Genomic DNA, 17,057 nt, shown 5'->3' with positions numbered 1-17,057 from the left:
ACCATGCAATTTTATCTACTTTATTTACATCAGGGTCTCTTTTCTTACAATTTCTTTACTTTAGGACTTTTTTTCTGCAACAACTGTTTTCTTTTCGTTAATTTTTTGGTATGTATAGTATGGTATAACAGCTCACACGGAGGTGGAAAAGAACATGTTAGAAACCTTTCAAAAAGAATTAGAACTATATGAAAGCAATGCAGAATTATTGAAAGTACTTGCTCACCCTGTTCGTTTATGTATCGTAAAAGGATTAATCGAGCGTGGTCCAAGCAACGTTTCTACAATGTACACTGGCTTAAACATGCCACAATCTACAATTTCACAGCATTTAGCAAAGTTAAAAAGCGCTAAAATCGTTTCTAGTGAAAGAAAAGGATTAGAAATTTACTACAAAGTAGAAAACGAAACAATTATTCAACTCGTTCGCGTATTATTAGGTTAGGGACTAATAGACAGAGAAAAAGGACGTATTCTATATTTTTCATCTCATATCTTTAATATATATATATCATGAGAGAAAATATATGATGCTACATAATTAACAGTCGTATTAAAAAACAAGACACAGAAATATATACTGTGTCTTGTTTTTTTATATGGTCACATACCGATTCAACTGTAAATGTTGCATATCTTTCGTATGTATCACAACATCAAAGGCACTCCCTAATCCTCCGTTCAAAATCATAGAACGAACTGCTCGATTTTGTTTTTGAGCTTCTGAAAAAGGATCCCGGTCTTGATGACTCGTAAGCTGCTCTAATATTCCTGCTGCTAACAAAAATTCAGATTGCTTCTTATGCCATACTGCATGCATTCCTTGTAAGCTAAAGATCTCCTTCAGCTCATCCCAATGAATATGAGTAGTAAGGTCCATTTCCCCCGGATATGCTAAAGGATTACGTATTAGCTTATGCTCGTAATACCCTCGTAAACTTCCTTCGTGATGCGCAGGGTGCATCCACTCTTCTTTTGTGTATCCATAATCAACTGTAATACATATTCCCTTTTGAAACCATTTCGCAATTTCTTTTATATAACCTTCCATCGCAATCGGTACTTCAAAACGCTGCCCTTCAGCAATATGAATATTATATTTCAATAAATATTGACCGATTCTTTTTTCTAAAGGTCTACATACTTCTGTAAGTTTCCCTTCCTCTGTATACGTAATACGTACTTCATACAATATTCCATTTCTCTTCTCAATTACTTCAACAGGAAATGCATCAAATAACTCATTCGAAAAAAGAATCCCTTCGAACAAATCTCCCATTTCACTATGCGACGTATAATATGACACATTAGAAAACGAACAAAGATTTTCCTGCTGTAATTTTTTATGAAAAGGGCTCACTTCGATCATTGAATAGTTTACATCAATAAAGGTTTCCGGAGATAGTTGCTTCCATTCTTGTAAAACGTCATAGGCAAACTTACCTGTTCCCCCACCAATCTCACAAATATTTGGAGCAACTTCACCATTTTCCACAAGACGAATAAAAAACTTAGCAAAAGTTTTTGCAAAAACAGAGGATACATTGCTACTTGTAAAAAAATCCCCTTGTCTTCCAATCTTTTTACGCTCTTTCATATAATAACCATGTCCTTCTGTATATAATACAAGGTTCATATACGTACTATATGAAATAGAATAATCTTTTTCTTTCCCCATCCATTCTCTTAAAATGAGCTCCATCCCCATCATGACTCCTTATTGTAAAAATGGATTATTTTCTTTTTCAAAACCAATACTTGTTTCAGGACCGTGTCCACATAGCACCGCTGTTTCATCTGGTAAGACAAATAACTTCTCTTCAATACTTCCAATTAATTCAGCAAAACTTCCACCAGGTAAATCCGTTCTTCCAATACTCATTTGGAACAATACATCTCCAGAGAACACCGCATTCGCCTCTTTACAATAATAAGAAATACTTCCTGGAGAATGTCCTGGCGTCTCAAAGATTTCAAAATTAAATGAACCAATTGTTAATGCACCTTCTGCATCAATAATATGATCGGCTGGCTTTGCTGTAATACTGCGGTTCATCATAAAAATTTGAGAGCCATTTACAGTTGCATCCCCTAGCCAATCTGCTTCTTCTTTATGTACGTATACAGGAATATGGAAAGCGTCTCTTACCGCATCGACAGCACCAATATGATCAAAGTGAGCATGTGTTAATAAAACCGCAAGAGGTTTTAATTGTTCTTCTTGCAAATATGTCACGAGCTTTTCTCCTTCGTGACCAGGATCAAAGATAATACACTCATTTTGATCGTTCGTTAAAATATAAGCATTTGTTTGTAATGGGCCTAATGGCATTTGTGTCCATTTCATATGAAAATCTCCTCCAGTTATTAAACTTACTTTTAATGATACAACATTTCTTTCTCTTAGGAAAAGAAAGGATGTTATCTCGACAATCATTTTTAAAACATGTACAATATAAAAGAGTAAATATTCCAAAAACTCATATTAAGGAATGGGTAGACAGAGGAGGATATTGTATGGGCCTTGTTATTATTTTTGCGCTTGTCACTCTGTTAGCTGTATTTGCTACGCTTAGAACACTTCGCGAGAAGAACTTTTTCGCGGGCGGCTTTGCAATTGCAACTGTACTCGTTTTCGGATGGTTTACGATTATGACTGTTCTCTATAACGGGTACCCTCCAGCAGCTTAATTCATGTACATGTTATTCTTCATCAAGATTTTGCACAAAAAAAAGGAAGGGCTTCCCCCTTCCTTTTTTATATTTCACAACTTATATCATCTTCGCTTCGTATTTGTGCTTTTTTACAAGCCAAGCTCCTCCGATAACACCTGCATCATTACCAAGTGTCGCAATAGCTAACTTCGTGCTCTTTACAGCGCGTGAGAACGCATATTGCTCGAAATAACGTTGAATTGGCTCTAATAGTGCATCTCCAGCTTTAGATACGCCTCCACCAATAACAATTTTCTCTGGGTTCAACGTACTAGAAAGGTTCGCTACAGCTAATCCTAAATAAGAAGCTACTTTCTCTACTACTTCGCCTGCTAGTTCATCACCTTGGCCATGCGCTTCAAACACATCTTTTGATGTAATACGCCCTTCTTCTGCTAACATAGAACGTAACATGCTCTCTTTATCAGTCTCTTGTATTTTTTGCATAGCAACACGTACAATACCTGTTGCAGATGTTACTGTTTCTAAGCAACCAGACTTTCCGCAATTACATGGGAAAGCATTCTCTGTAACGACTGTAATATGTCCAATCTCACCAGCAGCACCACTTATGCCGTGTACAATCTCACCATTAGTAATTACGCCGCCACCAACACCTGTACCAAGTGTCATACAAATTAAATCTTTTGCTCCTTCACCAGCACCTTTCCACATTTCACCAAGCGCCGCTAAGTTTGCATCATTATCAATCACAACAGGTAATCCTGTTTCTACTTCTAATAAATCTTTTAACGGATAGTTTTTCCATCCTAAGTTAACCGCTTCATAAATCATTCCAGACGCCACATGTACAGGACCAGGAGCTCCCATGCCAATACCGATTAACTTACTTTTTAATTCGCCTAACTCTTCTAACTTCTTATCAATAGCTTTCGCTACATCAAGTGTAATATGTTTTCCTTGCTCATTTGTATTCGTAGGGATTTCCCACTTATGTAAAATTTCACCGTACATATTAATAAATGCTAATTTAATCGTTGTACCACCAAGGTCAACACCAACTAACCATTTCTCTTCCATATTGCTTACCTACCTTTATCTAATTCTTATTTAGCTCTTTTTGAATTTCTTGCTTCAATAAAAATAAAGCTGTTTGATAGTCTTGCGGATCGATTAGCTGTGATTGATTTAATTCACGCAATTCATCTTGCATTAATTGTAAATCTGCAATTCGATCACCCGTATAAATAATCGTACCAAATTTCTTTAGCAATTGCTGAATATCATAAATAGATACCATTTCATCACCCTCTATGCTCACTTACTATAAAAAAATTATAATAAGAAAACGTTCACATATTTTATTATAATCAAGAAGAAAAAGTCTCGTCAATTTTTATTTGTCTATACAAGCCCATTTATGACTATTGTTCCTTTTTCTGTAATAATTTTTTCTACATTTTTATCAAATGGCTCTACTGGAATATGTTGTACCATTTGAAATTCATAGGCTAATGATAGCGTTTTCCCTTTATAATGCACGAGATAACGATCATAATAGCCACCGCCGTATCCAATCCGTTCTCCTCGCTCTGTATAAGCTACACCTGGCACGATTTGAAGGTCGATTTCATCCGCATCCAATTCTTCTGTAAGTACTGGAATTGGCTCCCGTAAATTCATATACACCGTTTCTAATTGATCAAAATTACTAATTTGTCGGAAAGACATTGTTCTTGTTTCTTTGTTACACTTCGGAACAACAACTTTCTTTCCTTCTTCCCAAGCTTTTTCGATAATAGGATATGTATTCACTTCATTTTCCATTGAAAGAGTGATTCCAATTGTTTTAGCTTCAGCCCACTCTTTTTGCGCATACAACGAAAATGCAATTTGCTCTGATAAAGTTGTATACCGTTCTTCTGATAAAGAATTCATGTGCTCTATTATTTGTTTACGTAAACGTAGTTTCTCTTCTCTCACACATTTTCCCCCTCACAGTGATACTTTGCTCTACGATGATAGTGTATCACTTTTAAGAGAGGAATCGAATAAAAAAAGAAACAGTAGGAAAATATTCCTACTGCTTACTTTGTTTCACGGTGTAACGTAGACTTCTTGTCACGCTTGCAATACTTTTTAAGCTCGATACGCTCAGCGTTGTTACGTTTGTTTTTCTTTGAGATATAGTTACGATCTCCGCATTCTGTACATGCTAGAGTAATATTCACACGCATTCTTATTTCCCTCCAGTACTAATAACTTAAATCAGACTATACTATAATACCACTTTTAAAATAAAAATTCTACACCTTTTGATATTGTCTAATTTTTTCTATAAGATTTTTCATGTTTTCCCTTGCTATCACTGGGTTTCTAGCATGTGAATACACTAAAAATTTTGGTTGTTTTGTGTCAGAAACGATATACGACCACTCTTTTTCTGCATATTTGAATTGTACTCCTTCAAATATACCTTCTTCCTGCCTTTCCATATCGGCCAATAATTTCCTCATTACTTTCCCTTTTTCATTCCATGAACATACAACTTCATCATAAAGTAAATAGAGCGGAGGGGATTGCTCTACTATGCTGCGAAACGTTTTTCCTTGCAGCGCTATTAACTCGAATAATTTTCCAATTCGGTATAAAATATCTCGCTTCCATCTTACTTGAAAAGACTTTTTTTCATCATGTGTATAAAATAGTAGGTAACACTCTCCTAATTTCAAAGACATCGGGTAAATATTTCCTGTCGATTCAAGTAATAAATCTGGAATATCTACTTCCTCAAAATCTGTACCTTGGTAAATATTACTATGGTTATCATATAACTCAAAATAATTTCCTTGCTCTGAAAACATAAGTGCCATATTTGCTTTACTTGATTTCATCAAAGCTTTCACATGATCTTTTTGTTCCCCCGCATAAATCCATGTAACTGTGCACCCAAGCCTTTGCAAAAAGAGCATAATTAACTGTTGTAACATGTCATTTCTCTTATTAATTAAAAGATGGAACTTCTGTGTTTGTATTTTCTCAATATCAATGTGCTCTAATACTGCTTCTATATAATCCTGTAACGAAACATGGACCAAATTATTTCGTCCCATTTCTTTCTCACATACGTAATAAAAAGACTCAGACATATATACTTGCTCTATTGCCTTTTGCTGCTTATACGTTAACAGCATCCCATCCTTACCATACAACTTTATAACAACCTCTTTCTCATTTTCCACTTGAACGAAAACCCCACCTGCACATTGCAAATTTTGAATACTATATTGAAACAGTGACTCGTTCATTTCTTTGCATTCCATCGTATGAATCCCGATACCATGAATAGCATGAAGGAATAAATTTTTATAAGAAGTTGTCTCTATATTTTCTTGGCTTCCAATTAATATACTTTCCCCTTTTGCAAAAAGAGATCCATACGCCATCGCAACTTTCACAATGAATTGAGGAGTAATCTCAACATTACCTCTTCCTACAATGCGACTTTTTTGTAACCACCCTGCACCCTTTTCACTTTCTTGCACACCAGCTGATGCTACGATCGAATGACTATCAATCGCCTTATAAGGCCATAGTTTTCCCTTTTGCTTAATTATCGTACTTTTCCCTATATGACAACGATCCGCTACAATGCTTCGCTGAAACAGTGTGACATCATCTTCAACCATTGTGTGCTCTCCTATTGTCGTTTCTAATAGCTCACAATACTTTCCAATGTGCGTATTTGCAAAAACAATGCTTTTTTGAAGATGAGAATAACTTGAAATAACACTATTTTTTCCGATAATGGAATAGGGCTCAATTACAGCTCCTGCACCAATCGTTGCTCCTTCTCCAATAAAAGAAGGGCCATGAATTTTCGTTCCCTTCCCAATAGTCACACCTTCTCCCATCCATACCAGCGGTAATACTTCCGTATATGGAATAGGTACTTGCAATTTTTTCGTTAACAAGTCAAATTGTGCTTGGCGATATTGATCAAATGTACCGATATCTAACCAATAACCTTCTGATAAATATGCAAATAACGCGTTTTTATTTGCCAATAACGGAAACACATCTTGACTGAAATCAAAAAACTGCCTAGGCGGTATGTAAGAAAAAATATCTGGCTCCATAATATAAATCCCTGTGTTCACAATATTAGAGACTACCTCATTCCAGCTCGGTTTTTCTATATATCGTGTCACTTCTTGTTCTTTGTTCATTACAACTAAACCGAAGGAGAGCGGATTTTCTACTTCCTTCACAAACATAGTTACCATTCTTTTCTTTTGTTCATGAAACGCAATTCCATCTGATAATTGAAAATCAGTTAATGCATCCCCGCTTATCACAACAAATGTTTCATCTAAAAATTTTTCCGCCTGTTTAATACTTCCGGCAGTTCCAAGCGGAGGAGAATCTTCAAAATAGTACAAGTTTACTCCCCATTTACTACCATCACCAAAATATTGCTTAATGGCTGTACTCATATATTGAACTGTAATTGCGATTTCACGAATACCATGCTGACGTAATAATTCAATATTGTATTCCAATACTGGTTTTTCTAATAATGGCAACATCGGTTTTGGAGTATTACATGTTAATGGTCTAAGGCGTCTTCCTTTTCCTCCAGCTAAAATAACCCCCTTCATATACTTCAGCCTCCACTTATATAATGTTCAGTAACTCCATATACGTTATGTATATTTTCTACCCCGCATTAACTAGCTTAAGTTTGATTGTTTCAACGAATCACCACTGGGGAGAAACGCTGATTAAGATTTCTTATATAAATGTACCTTTTACATTCCACCAAAAAAGAAAGCGCTTACTATTAACTTAGTAAAATAATGTTTACTATGTAACCAACCTATACGTGCTAATTTTTCGATTACATTATGATACATCTTATCATCATAAACTAAAGGAAACAACGAGCTTTTTTTGTCATGTTTTGACTAAAAAAAGCAGGTAATGTTTCACCTGCTTTTTTATTTATTCATTTAATAAATAATGCTTTCCTTTTACTAAATAAAATACATTTTCAGCAATATTCGTAATATGATCTGCTACACGCTCAATGTATCTCGCCACAAACGATAACTGTGTAATTTGCGTAATTGTTTCTGGTTGTTCCGGAATTGAAGAGATAAATTCACGGATTGCTTTTCCATATATTTCATCAACTGAATCATCCATTTCAGCAATTTGTTTTGCAATAGTTAAATTCTCTTGCTCATATGCTTCCAGTGCTAAATTTAACATCTTATGAGCAATCTCAAACATTTCGTCAAGATTTTGCAAACTAACTGTCACTTCTTTTTCCCCGAGACGAATTGTAGATTTCGCAATATTTACAGCATGATCTGCAATACGCTCTAAATCTGTTGCTGTTTTAATTGAAATAAAAATTCTTCGTAAATCACTCGCTACAGGCTGCTGCTTCGTAATAAGCATAAGTGCAAGATCATTTATTTCCTCTTCTAAATTATCCATACGATAATCACCGTCTATAACCTCTAACGCTTTCTCTACATCTCTTGTATGCAAACCTTCCATCGCAAGTAATAAAGCTTCTCTCGCTAGCTCACCAAGCTCAATCACCTTTTGCTGTAACGTTTTTAAATCCCATTGAAACTGTTCTCTTACCATTGTTTCTTCCCCCTCAATATTATGTGCCATTATATATAAATCTCCTACGTAGCCCCTTACGCCTGCAATAAGCTTAAAGATAGGAGAAGTATTCATTCTCTATTTAAATGAGGTAAAAATAAGAAATGCCCTCTGTTAAGAGGGCATTTACTCTTAGCCTTGCTAGCGACATCAACCAAATCGGCCTGTAATATAATCTTCTGTTCGTTTATCTGAAGGTGTCGTAAATAATTTGTTTGTATCTGTATATTCCACAACTTCTCCACTTAAGAAGAAAGCAGTTTTGTCTGAAATACGAGCTGCTTGTTGCATGTTATGCGTTACGATAACAATACTAAAGTCTTTCTTTAACTCTTGAATTAGTTCTTCTACTTTTAATGTTGAGATTGGATCTAACGCCGACGTTGGCTCATCCATTAAAATAACGTCTGGCTCAATCGCTAAACAACGTGCAATACATAAACGTTGTTGCTGTCCACCAGATAAACCATATGCATTATCGTGCAAACGATCTTTCAACTCATCCCAAATCGCTGCTCCACGTAAACTTTTTTCAACAATTTCATCCAATGTTTTTTTATCACGAATACCATGAATTTTCGGGCCGTATGCTACATTTTCATAAATAGATTTTGGAAATGGATTTGGCTTTTGGAATACCATTCCTACATGCGTTCGTAATTCTTCAACTGGATATGATTTATCAAATATGTTGCGTTCTCTATATTCAATTACACCTGTAGTTCGAACGATCGGTACTAACTCTACCATACGATTTAATGTTTTTAAGTACGTTGATTTACCACAACCACTTGGACCGATAATTGCTGTAACTTCATTCTCATGAATACTTAAGTTAATATCCTTTAAAGCATGGTCTTCGCCGTACCATAAATTTAAGTTTTTCGTATCAAATACTACCTTCTTTGGTGCAGTCTCGATTTTCTCTTCGTTTTTCACCTGTACATTTACTACTGTTGCTACCATTTGAATTCCCCTTTCATCCACTTCCAACTTATTTTCGATTTCGTAACCATAAGACAAATATATTGATAAAGAGCAACAAACCTAACAAAACAATCATCCCAGCTGCTGCTACGTACTGAAATTCTTCTTGTGGTCTACTCATCCAATTAAAAATTTGAATTGGTAAAACTGTAAACCGGTCAAACATACTAAATGGAACATAGTTTGCAAATGCAAGCGCTCCGATAACTAACAGCGGTGCCGCTTCTCCAATTGCTCTTGATATGGCTAACGTACAACCCGTTATAATTCCCGGGAAAGCATACGGCAGTACAACCCGATACATCGTTTGCCACTTCGTAGCACCTAATCCGTAAGAAGCCTCTAATAATGAACTTGGTACAGACCTAATTGCTTCTTGACTAGCCACAACAACTGTCGGTAAGACGAGTAAGCTCATCGTCAATGCCGCTGCGACGATACTCTCTCCTAAATGAAGAGCATATACAAAAATAGTTAAGCCGAGTAGTCCAAATACAACGGAAGGTACCCCTGCTAACGTTTGATTATTAATTTCTATTACCTTTTTAAATATAGATTCCTTCGCATATTGCTCTAAATAAAGAGCAGTCCCGACTCCAAATATAAAGGAGACTGGTATAACAATACTCATAAATAATATTGTTCCTGACAAAGCTGCAGCAATCCCAGCTTCCTTCGGATTACGTGAAGCAAAGTTTGTAAAAAAATCTATTGAAAGATAACTTATACCTTTTTCAAAGATTTGAAAAAGCAAAATAAACAGTATTACTATTGAAAACCAAACTGCTATATAAAATGACAATTTGTAAATTCGGTCTTTTAAAAAACGTGATGCCATATTTTCTTGTATTTTTTTATGATTCAACATTCGCATATTATGTCACCCTCCTAAAGCGGCGCATAATAGACTGCGAAATGATGTTCATTATAAAAGTAAACAAGAATAACATTGCGCCTACAGCGTACATACTGTAATAAGTAATCGTTCCATGCGGAGCATCACCTAAACTCACTTGCACAATATAGGCTGTTAACGTTTGAATCGAATGTGTCGGATCGAGCGATATATTCGGTGTGGATCCCGCTGCAATTACAACGATCATCGTTTCACCAATTGCCCTGGAAGCTGCTAATATAATCGCCGCTATAATCCCTGTAAAAGCCGAAGGAAACACGACTTGTTTTACCATCTCAAATCGAGTTGCTCCGAGTGCTAACGAAGCTGCTTTCGTCCCTTTCGCTACAGCTCTCATCGCGTCTTCAGACAGAGATGCAATTGTAGGTATCAGCATAAATCCAATAACAACCCCTGGACTAATTGCATTAAAAAACTGTAAATCTGGTATAATCCGTTGTAAAAGCGGCGTGATAATTGTTAATGCAAAAAAGCCATATACAATTGTCGGAATGCCTGCTAATAGCTCTAACATTGGCTTTAATATTTTCCGTGCACTATTTGAAGCATATTCGCTTAAAAATACGGCACAAGCTAAACCAATAGGTATTGCTACGAACATAGCGATTACTGTTACAAGGAACGTTCCACATATAAGTGGTAATATACCGAACTTAGGATCTTCAAAAAAAGGTAACCATTCTTTCTCCGTCAAAAAGGAGTATAATGATATTTTTTGAAAAAACATCATTGTTTCATTGGCAAGCGTAAAAATAATTCCAAGTGTCGTCACAATAGACACGCTAGCAATTATTTTTAGTAATAACGGAACCATTCGATTGATTCGCTGCGTTTTTTTTCTTTGTTTTGTATTTCTTTCAATCAAATGTTGTACAGAAAATGTAATTTGACTTTTGTCATTATGAGCCAAAGATGAAAACCCCTTTCCACCCTGACATTACCTTTTTATTTCTGTTAACATTCGCAGCTGTTCATTATATTTTTCTTTTGGTAATTTCACATATCCTACCTCTTCAGCGAGGTTACCAACACGATGAATCATAAACTCAACATAACTTGCTACATTCATTTTATTTCGGATTGATGCATCATTCACATAAGTAAATAGCGATCTAGATAAAGGCTTATACTCACCTGATTGAATGGTCTCTTTCGTCGGAAATACACCATTTACTCTTATCGCTTTCACCTTATCTCGATTGGCCATATAATAAGCATATCCTACAAAAGCAATGGCATTTTTATCATTCATTACTCCTTGCATAATAACTTGATCATCTTCAGACAAAGAGACTTTTTTTACAATGCGACTTTTTTGTAAGATGACATTTTGAAAATAATCATAAGTACCAGAATCTACACCTGGCGCATAAAACTTCACTTGTTCACGTGGCCATGATGAATGAATTTGTGACCATCGCTTCTCTCTTCCATCTTCACTCCATAATAGACGTAACTCGTCTATTGACATATCATCTACCCAATGATTTTGACGATTTACAACGATCGTAAGACCATCGTAAGCCACTTCAAACGGTGTAAACTGAACGGAGTTTTTCTTCATTTCATTTTCTTCCACTTGTTTCATTACTCTTGAAGCATTATTTATATCTACTTCTCCTTTACTGAAACGATTAAATCCTCCTCCTGTTCCAGATACACTGATCGAAATTTTCACATTTGGATGCACCTTTGTGTATTCCTCCGCTACTGCTTCTATAATAGGAAAAACTGTTGAGGATCCATCAACTCTCACTTCTCCCATTTCACTCACAGCAAATGCAGTAGTCATGCCAAAACAAAGGAAACATATCGGTAATATGAAAACTTTAATCGACGTACTCATCCATTTCACGTGTTCTTCCTCCTAGAAGTAACCGGAAATAACAGGATTACAGATATAAGAATACTGCTAAACTATTAATTCGGTTTTAATTGTTTGTAAAAGTTTTGTAAAGTTCCACAAGAACCAACATAAGGTGAAATTTTAATCCATAGCAAACTGTTCATCCACACTGATTATTAGCCCGTAAAATCGTTATCCTCCCATCACACAATATACAAGTATCATTTGTGAGATTGCGTACTTTTTTCAATCGTTTATACTTGTCCACATTTATTACACGATATGCATAAACTATAAAAAAAGCACACTATCTTTTCAGATAGTGTGCTTTTTTTACAACTATTTTATTCAGCATCTTGCTCTTTATTTTTATTATCTTTTTCATCTTTTGGAGCTTCGCCATTTTCTTGCTTTTTCAACTCAAAGTAAGCGTCCATAATATCACGGCTAATATAACCGTTAATACCTGATTTATCATCTACCCAAGGTACAACTACAGAGAACGCTACTTCTGGATCATCAGCTGGCGCATAGCCTACTAATGTTAAGTTATATGTCTCTTTACGCTCACCTTTTGCATTTCTACCAATCTCTTTATCTCCGCCATACACTGTTTGAGCTGTACCTGTTTTACCAGCAGCTGTATATTTTGCAGTCGAGAAGTAACTTAATGCCGTACCACCCGGGCTGTTAAATACTTGTTTAAACCCTTCTTGCACACGTTTAATTTGTGATTCAGGCATATCAACACGATTTAATACTTTCGGTTCCATAGATTGAACAACTTTTCCAACTTCTTCTGGTTTCGCCGATGGTTGACGAATTTCCTTCACAACTTGCGGCTGCATACGGTAACCACCATTTGCAATTGTTGACACATACTGCGCTAATTGAAGCGGTGTATACGTATCATACTGTCCAATTGATAAATCTAATAAGAAACCTGGAATATTGTCTGTTCTACCTTGTTGTCCAGAAGATTCATTCGGTAAATCAATACCTGTTTTCACGCCAAGTCCAAACTGTCCAAAATAATAACGCATCGTATCATATGCTTTTTGTGGTATATCTAACGTACCGCCTCTTACATATGGAACACCTGCAATATTCATCGCTGTTTTAAACATATATACGTTAGAAGACATTTTTAATGCTGTCAAATCATTAATATATCCCATTGTCTTCCAAGAAGATTTTTTCGGCGTTCCTTTTAATACGATCGGTTCATCGAGTTGAACTGATCCCGGTTGAATCGCGCCTGTTTGATATCCTGTAAGTACTGTCGCACCTTTTACAGTCGAGCCCATCGGATAAGAACTTGTCATCGTTCCTAGTGCGAAATCTTGTACTTTCGTTTCCCCATTTTCATTCACTAACTGTTTCCCAGCCATAGATAAAACTTCACCATTTTTCGGATTCATCATTACAACGAATGCACGATCTAAAAGAGGTTGTCCCCCTTTATATTTCAATAAATTTTTAGTGATAATTTCTTCCACACGTTTTTGTAATTCCATGTCGATTGTTAAATTCAGGTCATTGCCTCGTTGTCCTTGTGATACATTAATCGTTTCTAAAATATTACCATTTTTATCGGTAACATTTTTCACTTCTGATTTCGTACCGTGCAGGCTATCTTCATATTGCTGTTCAAGATAACTTTTTCCTACTCGGTCATTTCGGTTATAATCACGAACAAGGTAGTAATCTAGTCGCTCTTTCGGTAAACCTTCGTCAGAAGTTGTTACGCCCCCAAGTACACTTCGGAACAAATCACCATCATACGCATATTTTCGTTCCCAATCAACATTCGTATCCACACCTGGTAATGTTGCTAGATTTTCACTAATAATCGCATATTCTTCTTCTGTAGCATCTTTTTTAATAACTTGAGGTGTCATTGCATATCCGCCGTCCATCTTGCTTTTAATCGCTAATATTTCTAGATCTTTTGCAGATAATTGATTCACTTCTTCTTCTGTCACACGACTTCTTTGACGCTCGTCTAATTGTTTATCGTCAATTTTGTTGTCTTTCAATTCTTGACGATCTTTATTCGTAATTTTTTCTTTCGCTTCCTCTTTGTGCATAGCAAGCCAATAATCTTTTTTATCACGATCTGTTAATTTATCTGTCGGTACTTCAATCAAATCTGCTAATCTTTCCGCTGTTTTTAAGCGATCTTCTGAAGTTGATCCCTTCATCTTTGTAAATGTAATTGTACGAACGGCTGCATTATCTACTACAGGTCGCCCATAACGATCAAATATTTTCCCACGCGGTACTGGATTACTTACTGTGGAGTTCTCTTTCTTCTCCACTTCATTCTTATATTCCTCGCCGCGAACAATTTGTACATACCCGAGCCTTACAATAACCGCGGAAAACATTAAAAACACGCAAAAAAACAGCACGTTTAACCGAAATGGAACGTGGGTCTTTTTCTTTTGTTGCTTCTGCTTCTTACTCATACAAACCCCCTCTACCAACAGCTATGTAATGTGAAAGGGACACCTTCATACAGGTGTCCTCACTGCTGTCTTACATCTTTTTCTATTCTAGCATAAAACAAACGAGAAGTTAACCTTCTGGTTCTGTTTGATTTTGCGCATTTCCTTGCGCTACAACACTTGTTTTCCCCGCATTTCCCTCTTCATATTTGACATTTTTAACTGCAAAATAGATAAGAAAATGTCCAGCACCTAAAATGCATAATAAGAAAGGTAAACTTTTCTCAGGTGGGAAAAATAGAACCGCACACAAAAAGCTTAAAATGGAACAAATTCTACCGGCATTTAACCATAGTTCTCGGACAACTACATATTCTACACGCCACTCTCTCGCATTTTTCGCTCTACCAATTACGTCATATGTCATTGATCCGTACGGAACGAGTAAAATAGGGTATGCAATCGCGATACATGCCGCATAAATAAGTAATTTTGTATATGTAACATTGAATATAACTAAAAATACGACAGCATATAAAATAATGCCTCCAAATAAAATTGCTTTTTTTCGCCACTCTTTCTTTAACATACGAGCGACTAAGTAGTAACATATAAATGATACTGTAGAATTTACTAAGCTATATTTCCCTAATGCGAGCTCACTATCGGTTGCTAAATACACATATACAGAAATGACAAAAATAAACGTACCTTCTCTCAACCCTTGAAAGAAATGAGCCCGTGTAATTCTCCCCCAATTTTTATCAATCCGTCGCTCTTTCAATACTTCCACGACTTCATAACGCCCTTCACATTCTCTCTTAGATAAAAAAAAGCTTAAAACGACTGCAATTGCAAATAACACTAATGAAAGAAAGAATATGACAGTATAACCACTCCATTTTTCCATACGTGAAATTGTATATCCTGCTGCTATTGGTCCAATCATGCCAGAGAAGGATGTAAGGAGCCCGAGAAACCCGTTAAAGAAATCTCTTGTTTCTGGTTCTGTAATCTCAAATGTCAATAAGTTAAACGCTAACCAGTAAAAACCATATCCGACTCCTAAGAGAGCTCCCATTAATAAAATATAGTGAGAAGCGCTTTTTCCCGCCACTAAAACAACGATAAAAAACACAGCTAACGTTCCCACACCTATTCGTAACAAGATCGAGCGATCAATACGTTTCGCAAATTTCCCACCTACAAGAAATGTGAGAGGCTGTAATACAACGCTGGCCAAATTATACAAGCCAAGATTCACATAATTTTGTGTTTGTTTCCATAAATAAATGTTAACAAATGTATTCGATAAAGAAATTGCGAGCGTGTATAAGCCTCCAATAAGGAGCAATAACACTAAATCCCGATTCACTTCAACGTCACCAATTATATGTTTCCACTTCATACACAACTCTCCTTTACTTCATGTTCTAGTCTTCCAAAGACAGGCCCAATTATGTAAAAGGAAAACATAGAAAAAAAGCTAGGAGCATTCTCCTAGCTTTTTTCTATAATTGTTACAATTATTTTGCTTCTTGGTAACGTTTTTCAGCAGCGTTCCAATCTACAACGTTCCAGAATGCACCGATGTAGTCTGGGCGACGGTTTTGGTAATTTAAGTAGTAAGCATGCTCCCAAACATCTAAACCGATAACTGGAGTTTTACCTTCAGTTAAAGGAGAATCTTGGTTTGGAGTGCTTGTTACTTCGATCTCACCGTTATTTACTACTAACCAAGCCCAACCAGAACCGAAGCGAGTTGCGCCAGCTTTTGCGAATTCTTCTTTGAATGCATCGAAGCTACCAAATTTCGCTTCAATTGCAGTTGCAAGTTCGCCTACTGGTTGTCCGCCACCGTTTGGAGATAGAATTGTCCAGAAGAATGTATGGTTTGCATGTCCGCCACCATTGTTACGTACTGCTGTACGGATTGCTTCTGGTACTTCATTTAAGTTTGCAACTAATTCTTCAACGCTTTTGTCAGCTAATTCTGCATGACCTTCTAAAGCAGCGTTTAAGTTTGTAATGTACGTGTTGTGATGTTTTGTATGATGGATGTTCATTGTTTCTTTGTCAAAGTGAGGTTCTAATGCATCATACGCATAAGGTAAATTTGGTAATTCGTGTTTTGCCATTGTTATATTCCTCCCAGTTTATGTATTGCCACTAATATGCGACATACAACTTCATTCTACCCTAATTGCCATAGGGTGCAAACAAATAAATCACATTGTCTTGCTACCATTAAAGTAGCAAAATTTCCACTTCTTTTCAATTAAAATGCTCATATATTACGTAAAAAAAAGCTCCCTTCTACAAGGAAGCTTCCTGCTAACGTAATAAACTTATGAAATGGATATGGACCCTGTAGGACTCGAACCTACGACCGGACGGTTATGAGCCGTCTGCTCTAACCAGCTGAGCTAAGGGTCCACAATTATGTATGTAACAATATATCAAATAACTGAATTCCTATCGGATATATTCTTTAAGAAAT

Annotated in this window: 17 protein-coding genes and 1 tRNA gene; 2 read left to right on the top strand and 16 right to left on the bottom strand. The window is 36.1% G+C overall.

What is annotated here, in order from left to right:
• Positions 1-154: 154 nt before the first annotated feature.
• Positions 155-445 carry an ArsR/SmtB family transcription factor gene (locus tag EUC40_RS05775; protein ID WP_000894377.1) on the top strand — a complete coding sequence of 97 codons (291 nt, stop codon included), beginning with the start codon at positions 155-157 and terminating at the stop codon, positions 443-445.
• A 150-nt stretch (positions 446-595) separates the two neighbouring features.
• Here the strand turns inward: EUC40_RS05775 and EUC40_RS05770 are convergent, their stop codons facing one another.
• Both EUC40_RS05770 and EUC40_RS05765 read right to left on the bottom strand, forming a co-directional pair.
• The gene (locus EUC40_RS05770) at positions 596-1,708 is read right to left on the bottom strand and encodes a class I SAM-dependent methyltransferase (RefSeq protein WP_156574041.1); all 1,113 of its coding nucleotides are present in this window, start codon (positions 1,706-1,708) and stop codon (positions 596-598) included.
• 9 nt (positions 1,709-1,717) lie between these two features.
• A complete protein-coding gene (locus tag EUC40_RS05765) occupies positions 1,718-2,347 on the bottom strand; it encodes an MBL fold metallo-hydrolase (protein ID WP_151624713.1) in 630 nt (209 codons plus the stop codon).
• A 170-nt stretch (positions 2,348-2,517) separates the two neighbouring features.
• Here EUC40_RS05765 and EUC40_RS05760 point away from each other — a divergent pair, with 170 nt between their 5' ends.
• Positions 2,518-2,691: a DUF2759 domain-containing protein gene (locus tag EUC40_RS05760; protein ID WP_000524846.1), complete on the top strand. Its 174-nt coding sequence runs from the start codon at positions 2,518-2,520 to the stop codon at positions 2,689-2,691.
• A gap of 81 nt (positions 2,692-2,772) precedes the next feature.
• On the opposite strand, the gene glcK is transcribed toward EUC40_RS05760, so the two are convergent.
• The 14 genes from glcK to EUC40_RS05690 form a co-directional block, all read right to left on the bottom strand.
• A complete protein-coding gene (glcK, locus tag EUC40_RS05755; RefSeq protein WP_156574039.1) occupies positions 2,773-3,756 on the bottom strand; it encodes a glucokinase in 984 nt (327 codons plus the stop codon).
• 19 nt (positions 3,757-3,775) lie between these two features.
• Complete coding sequence (locus EUC40_RS05750; protein WP_000253699.1) at positions 3,776-3,976, bottom strand: YqgQ family protein; 201 nt, start codon at positions 3,974-3,976, stop codon at positions 3,776-3,778.
• Positions 3,977-4,080: 104 nt separating this feature from the next.
• Positions 4,081-4,659, bottom strand: coding sequence for a 5-formyltetrahydrofolate cyclo-ligase (locus EUC40_RS05745; protein WP_156574037.1), 579 nt, complete (start codon positions 4,657-4,659; stop codon positions 4,081-4,083).
• Between the two features lie 104 nt (positions 4,660-4,763).
• Positions 4,764-4,913, bottom strand: coding sequence for a 50S ribosomal protein L33 (gene rpmG, locus EUC40_RS05740; protein ID WP_001265616.1), 150 nt, complete (start codon positions 4,911-4,913; stop codon positions 4,764-4,766).
• 69 nt (positions 4,914-4,982) lie between these two features.
• Positions 4,983-7,337, bottom strand: coding sequence for a sugar phosphate nucleotidyltransferase (locus EUC40_RS05735; protein WP_071712996.1), 2,355 nt, complete (start codon positions 7,335-7,337; stop codon positions 4,983-4,985).
• A gap of 343 nt (positions 7,338-7,680) precedes the next feature.
• Positions 7,681-8,337 carry a phosphate signaling complex protein PhoU gene (gene phoU, locus EUC40_RS05730; protein WP_033665537.1) on the bottom strand — a complete coding sequence of 219 codons (657 nt, stop codon included), beginning with the start codon at positions 8,335-8,337 and terminating at the stop codon, positions 7,681-7,683.
• A gap of 171 nt (positions 8,338-8,508) precedes the next feature.
• Entirely contained in the window at positions 8,509-9,324 is an 816-nt protein-coding gene (gene pstB / locus EUC40_RS05725; RefSeq protein WP_000226681.1) for a phosphate ABC transporter ATP-binding protein, read from the bottom strand.
• Positions 9,325-9,352: 28 nt separating this feature from the next.
• Positions 9,353-10,219, bottom strand: a complete 867-nt coding sequence (gene pstA / locus EUC40_RS05720) for a phosphate ABC transporter permease PstA (RefSeq protein ID WP_156574035.1) — start codon at positions 10,217-10,219, stop codon at positions 9,353-9,355.
• A gap of 1 nt (position 10,220) precedes the next feature.
• Positions 10,221-11,171, bottom strand: coding sequence for a phosphate ABC transporter permease subunit PstC (gene pstC, locus EUC40_RS05715; RefSeq protein WP_156574033.1), 951 nt, complete (start codon positions 11,169-11,171; stop codon positions 10,221-10,223).
• Between the two features lie 27 nt (positions 11,172-11,198).
• Positions 11,199-12,116 (bottom strand): PstS family phosphate ABC transporter substrate-binding protein, encoded by a 918-nt coding sequence (locus tag EUC40_RS05710; protein WP_156574031.1) that lies wholly within the window; start codon positions 12,114-12,116, stop codon positions 11,199-11,201.
• A gap of 335 nt (positions 12,117-12,451) precedes the next feature.
• On the bottom strand, positions 12,452-14,578 hold the full coding sequence (locus EUC40_RS05705) for a peptidoglycan D,D-transpeptidase FtsI family protein (protein ID WP_156574028.1): 2,127 nt from the start codon (positions 14,576-14,578) through the stop codon (positions 12,452-12,454).
• A gap of 109 nt (positions 14,579-14,687) precedes the next feature.
• On the bottom strand, positions 14,688-15,965 hold the full coding sequence (locus tag EUC40_RS05700; protein WP_156574026.1) for an MFS transporter: 1,278 nt from the start codon (positions 15,963-15,965) through the stop codon (positions 14,688-14,690).
• Positions 15,966-16,083: 118 nt separating this feature from the next.
• Complete coding sequence (gene sodA / locus EUC40_RS05695) at positions 16,084-16,695, bottom strand: superoxide dismutase [Mn] (RefSeq protein WP_156574023.1); 612 nt, start codon at positions 16,693-16,695, stop codon at positions 16,084-16,086.
• A 224-nt stretch (positions 16,696-16,919) separates the two neighbouring features.
• Positions 16,920-16,993 (bottom strand) — tRNA-Ile (locus EUC40_RS05690).
• Positions 16,994-17,057 lie beyond the last annotated feature (64 nt).

This window comes from Bacillus luti, assembly GCF_009739945.1.
In the GTDB taxonomy this organism is placed as follows: domain Bacteria; phylum Bacillota; class Bacilli; order Bacillales; family Bacillaceae_G; genus Bacillus_A; species Bacillus_A luti.
The sequence above is the reverse complement of the archived record's forward strand: the minus strand, read 5'-3'. Positions and strand labels throughout refer to the sequence as shown.

Excerpts from the sequence above, each read along its gene's own strand:
- pstB (WP_000226681.1), bottom strand. The coding sequence starts at position 9,324 with ATGGTAGCAACAGTAGTAAATGTACAGGTGAAAAACGAAGAGAAAATC.
- EUC40_RS05750 (WP_000253699.1), bottom strand. The coding sequence starts at position 3,976 with ATGGTATCTATTTATGATATTCAGCAATTGCTAAAGAAATTTGGTACG.
- rpmG (WP_001265616.1), bottom strand. The coding sequence starts at position 4,913 with ATGCGTGTGAATATTACTCTAGCATGTACAGAATGCGGAGATCGTAAC.
- pstA (WP_156574035.1), bottom strand. The coding sequence starts at position 10,219 with ATGCGAATGTTGAATCATAAAAAAATACAAGAAAATATGGCATCACGT.
- EUC40_RS05760 (WP_000524846.1), top strand. The coding sequence starts at position 2,518 with ATGGGCCTTGTTATTATTTTTGCGCTTGTCACTCTGTTAGCTGTATTT.
- phoU (WP_033665537.1), bottom strand. The coding sequence starts at position 8,337 with ATGGTAAGAGAACAGTTTCAATGGGATTTAAAAACGTTACAGCAAAAG.
- sodA (WP_156574023.1), bottom strand. The coding sequence starts at position 16,695 with ATGGCAAAACACGAATTACCAAATTTACCTTATGCGTATGATGCATTA.
- EUC40_RS05700 (WP_156574026.1), bottom strand. The coding sequence starts at position 15,965 with ATGAAGTGGAAACATATAATTGGTGACGTTGAAGTGAATCGGGATTTA.
- glcK (WP_156574039.1), bottom strand. The coding sequence starts at position 3,756 with ATGGAAGAGAAATGGTTAGTTGGTGTTGACCTTGGTGGTACAACGATT.
- EUC40_RS05770 (WP_156574041.1), bottom strand. The coding sequence starts at position 1,708 with ATGGGGATGGAGCTCATTTTAAGAGAATGGATGGGGAAAGAAAAAGAT.
- EUC40_RS05775 (WP_000894377.1), top strand. The coding sequence starts at position 155 with ATGTTAGAAACCTTTCAAAAAGAATTAGAACTATATGAAAGCAATGCA.
- EUC40_RS05735 (WP_071712996.1), bottom strand. The coding sequence starts at position 7,337 with ATGAAGGGGGTTATTTTAGCTGGAGGAAAAGGAAGACGCCTTAGACCA.
- EUC40_RS05705 (WP_156574028.1), bottom strand. The coding sequence starts at position 14,578 with ATGAGTAAGAAGCAGAAGCAACAAAAGAAAAAGACCCACGTTCCATTT.
- EUC40_RS05765 (WP_151624713.1), bottom strand. The coding sequence starts at position 2,347 with ATGAAATGGACACAAATGCCATTAGGCCCATTACAAACAAATGCTTAT.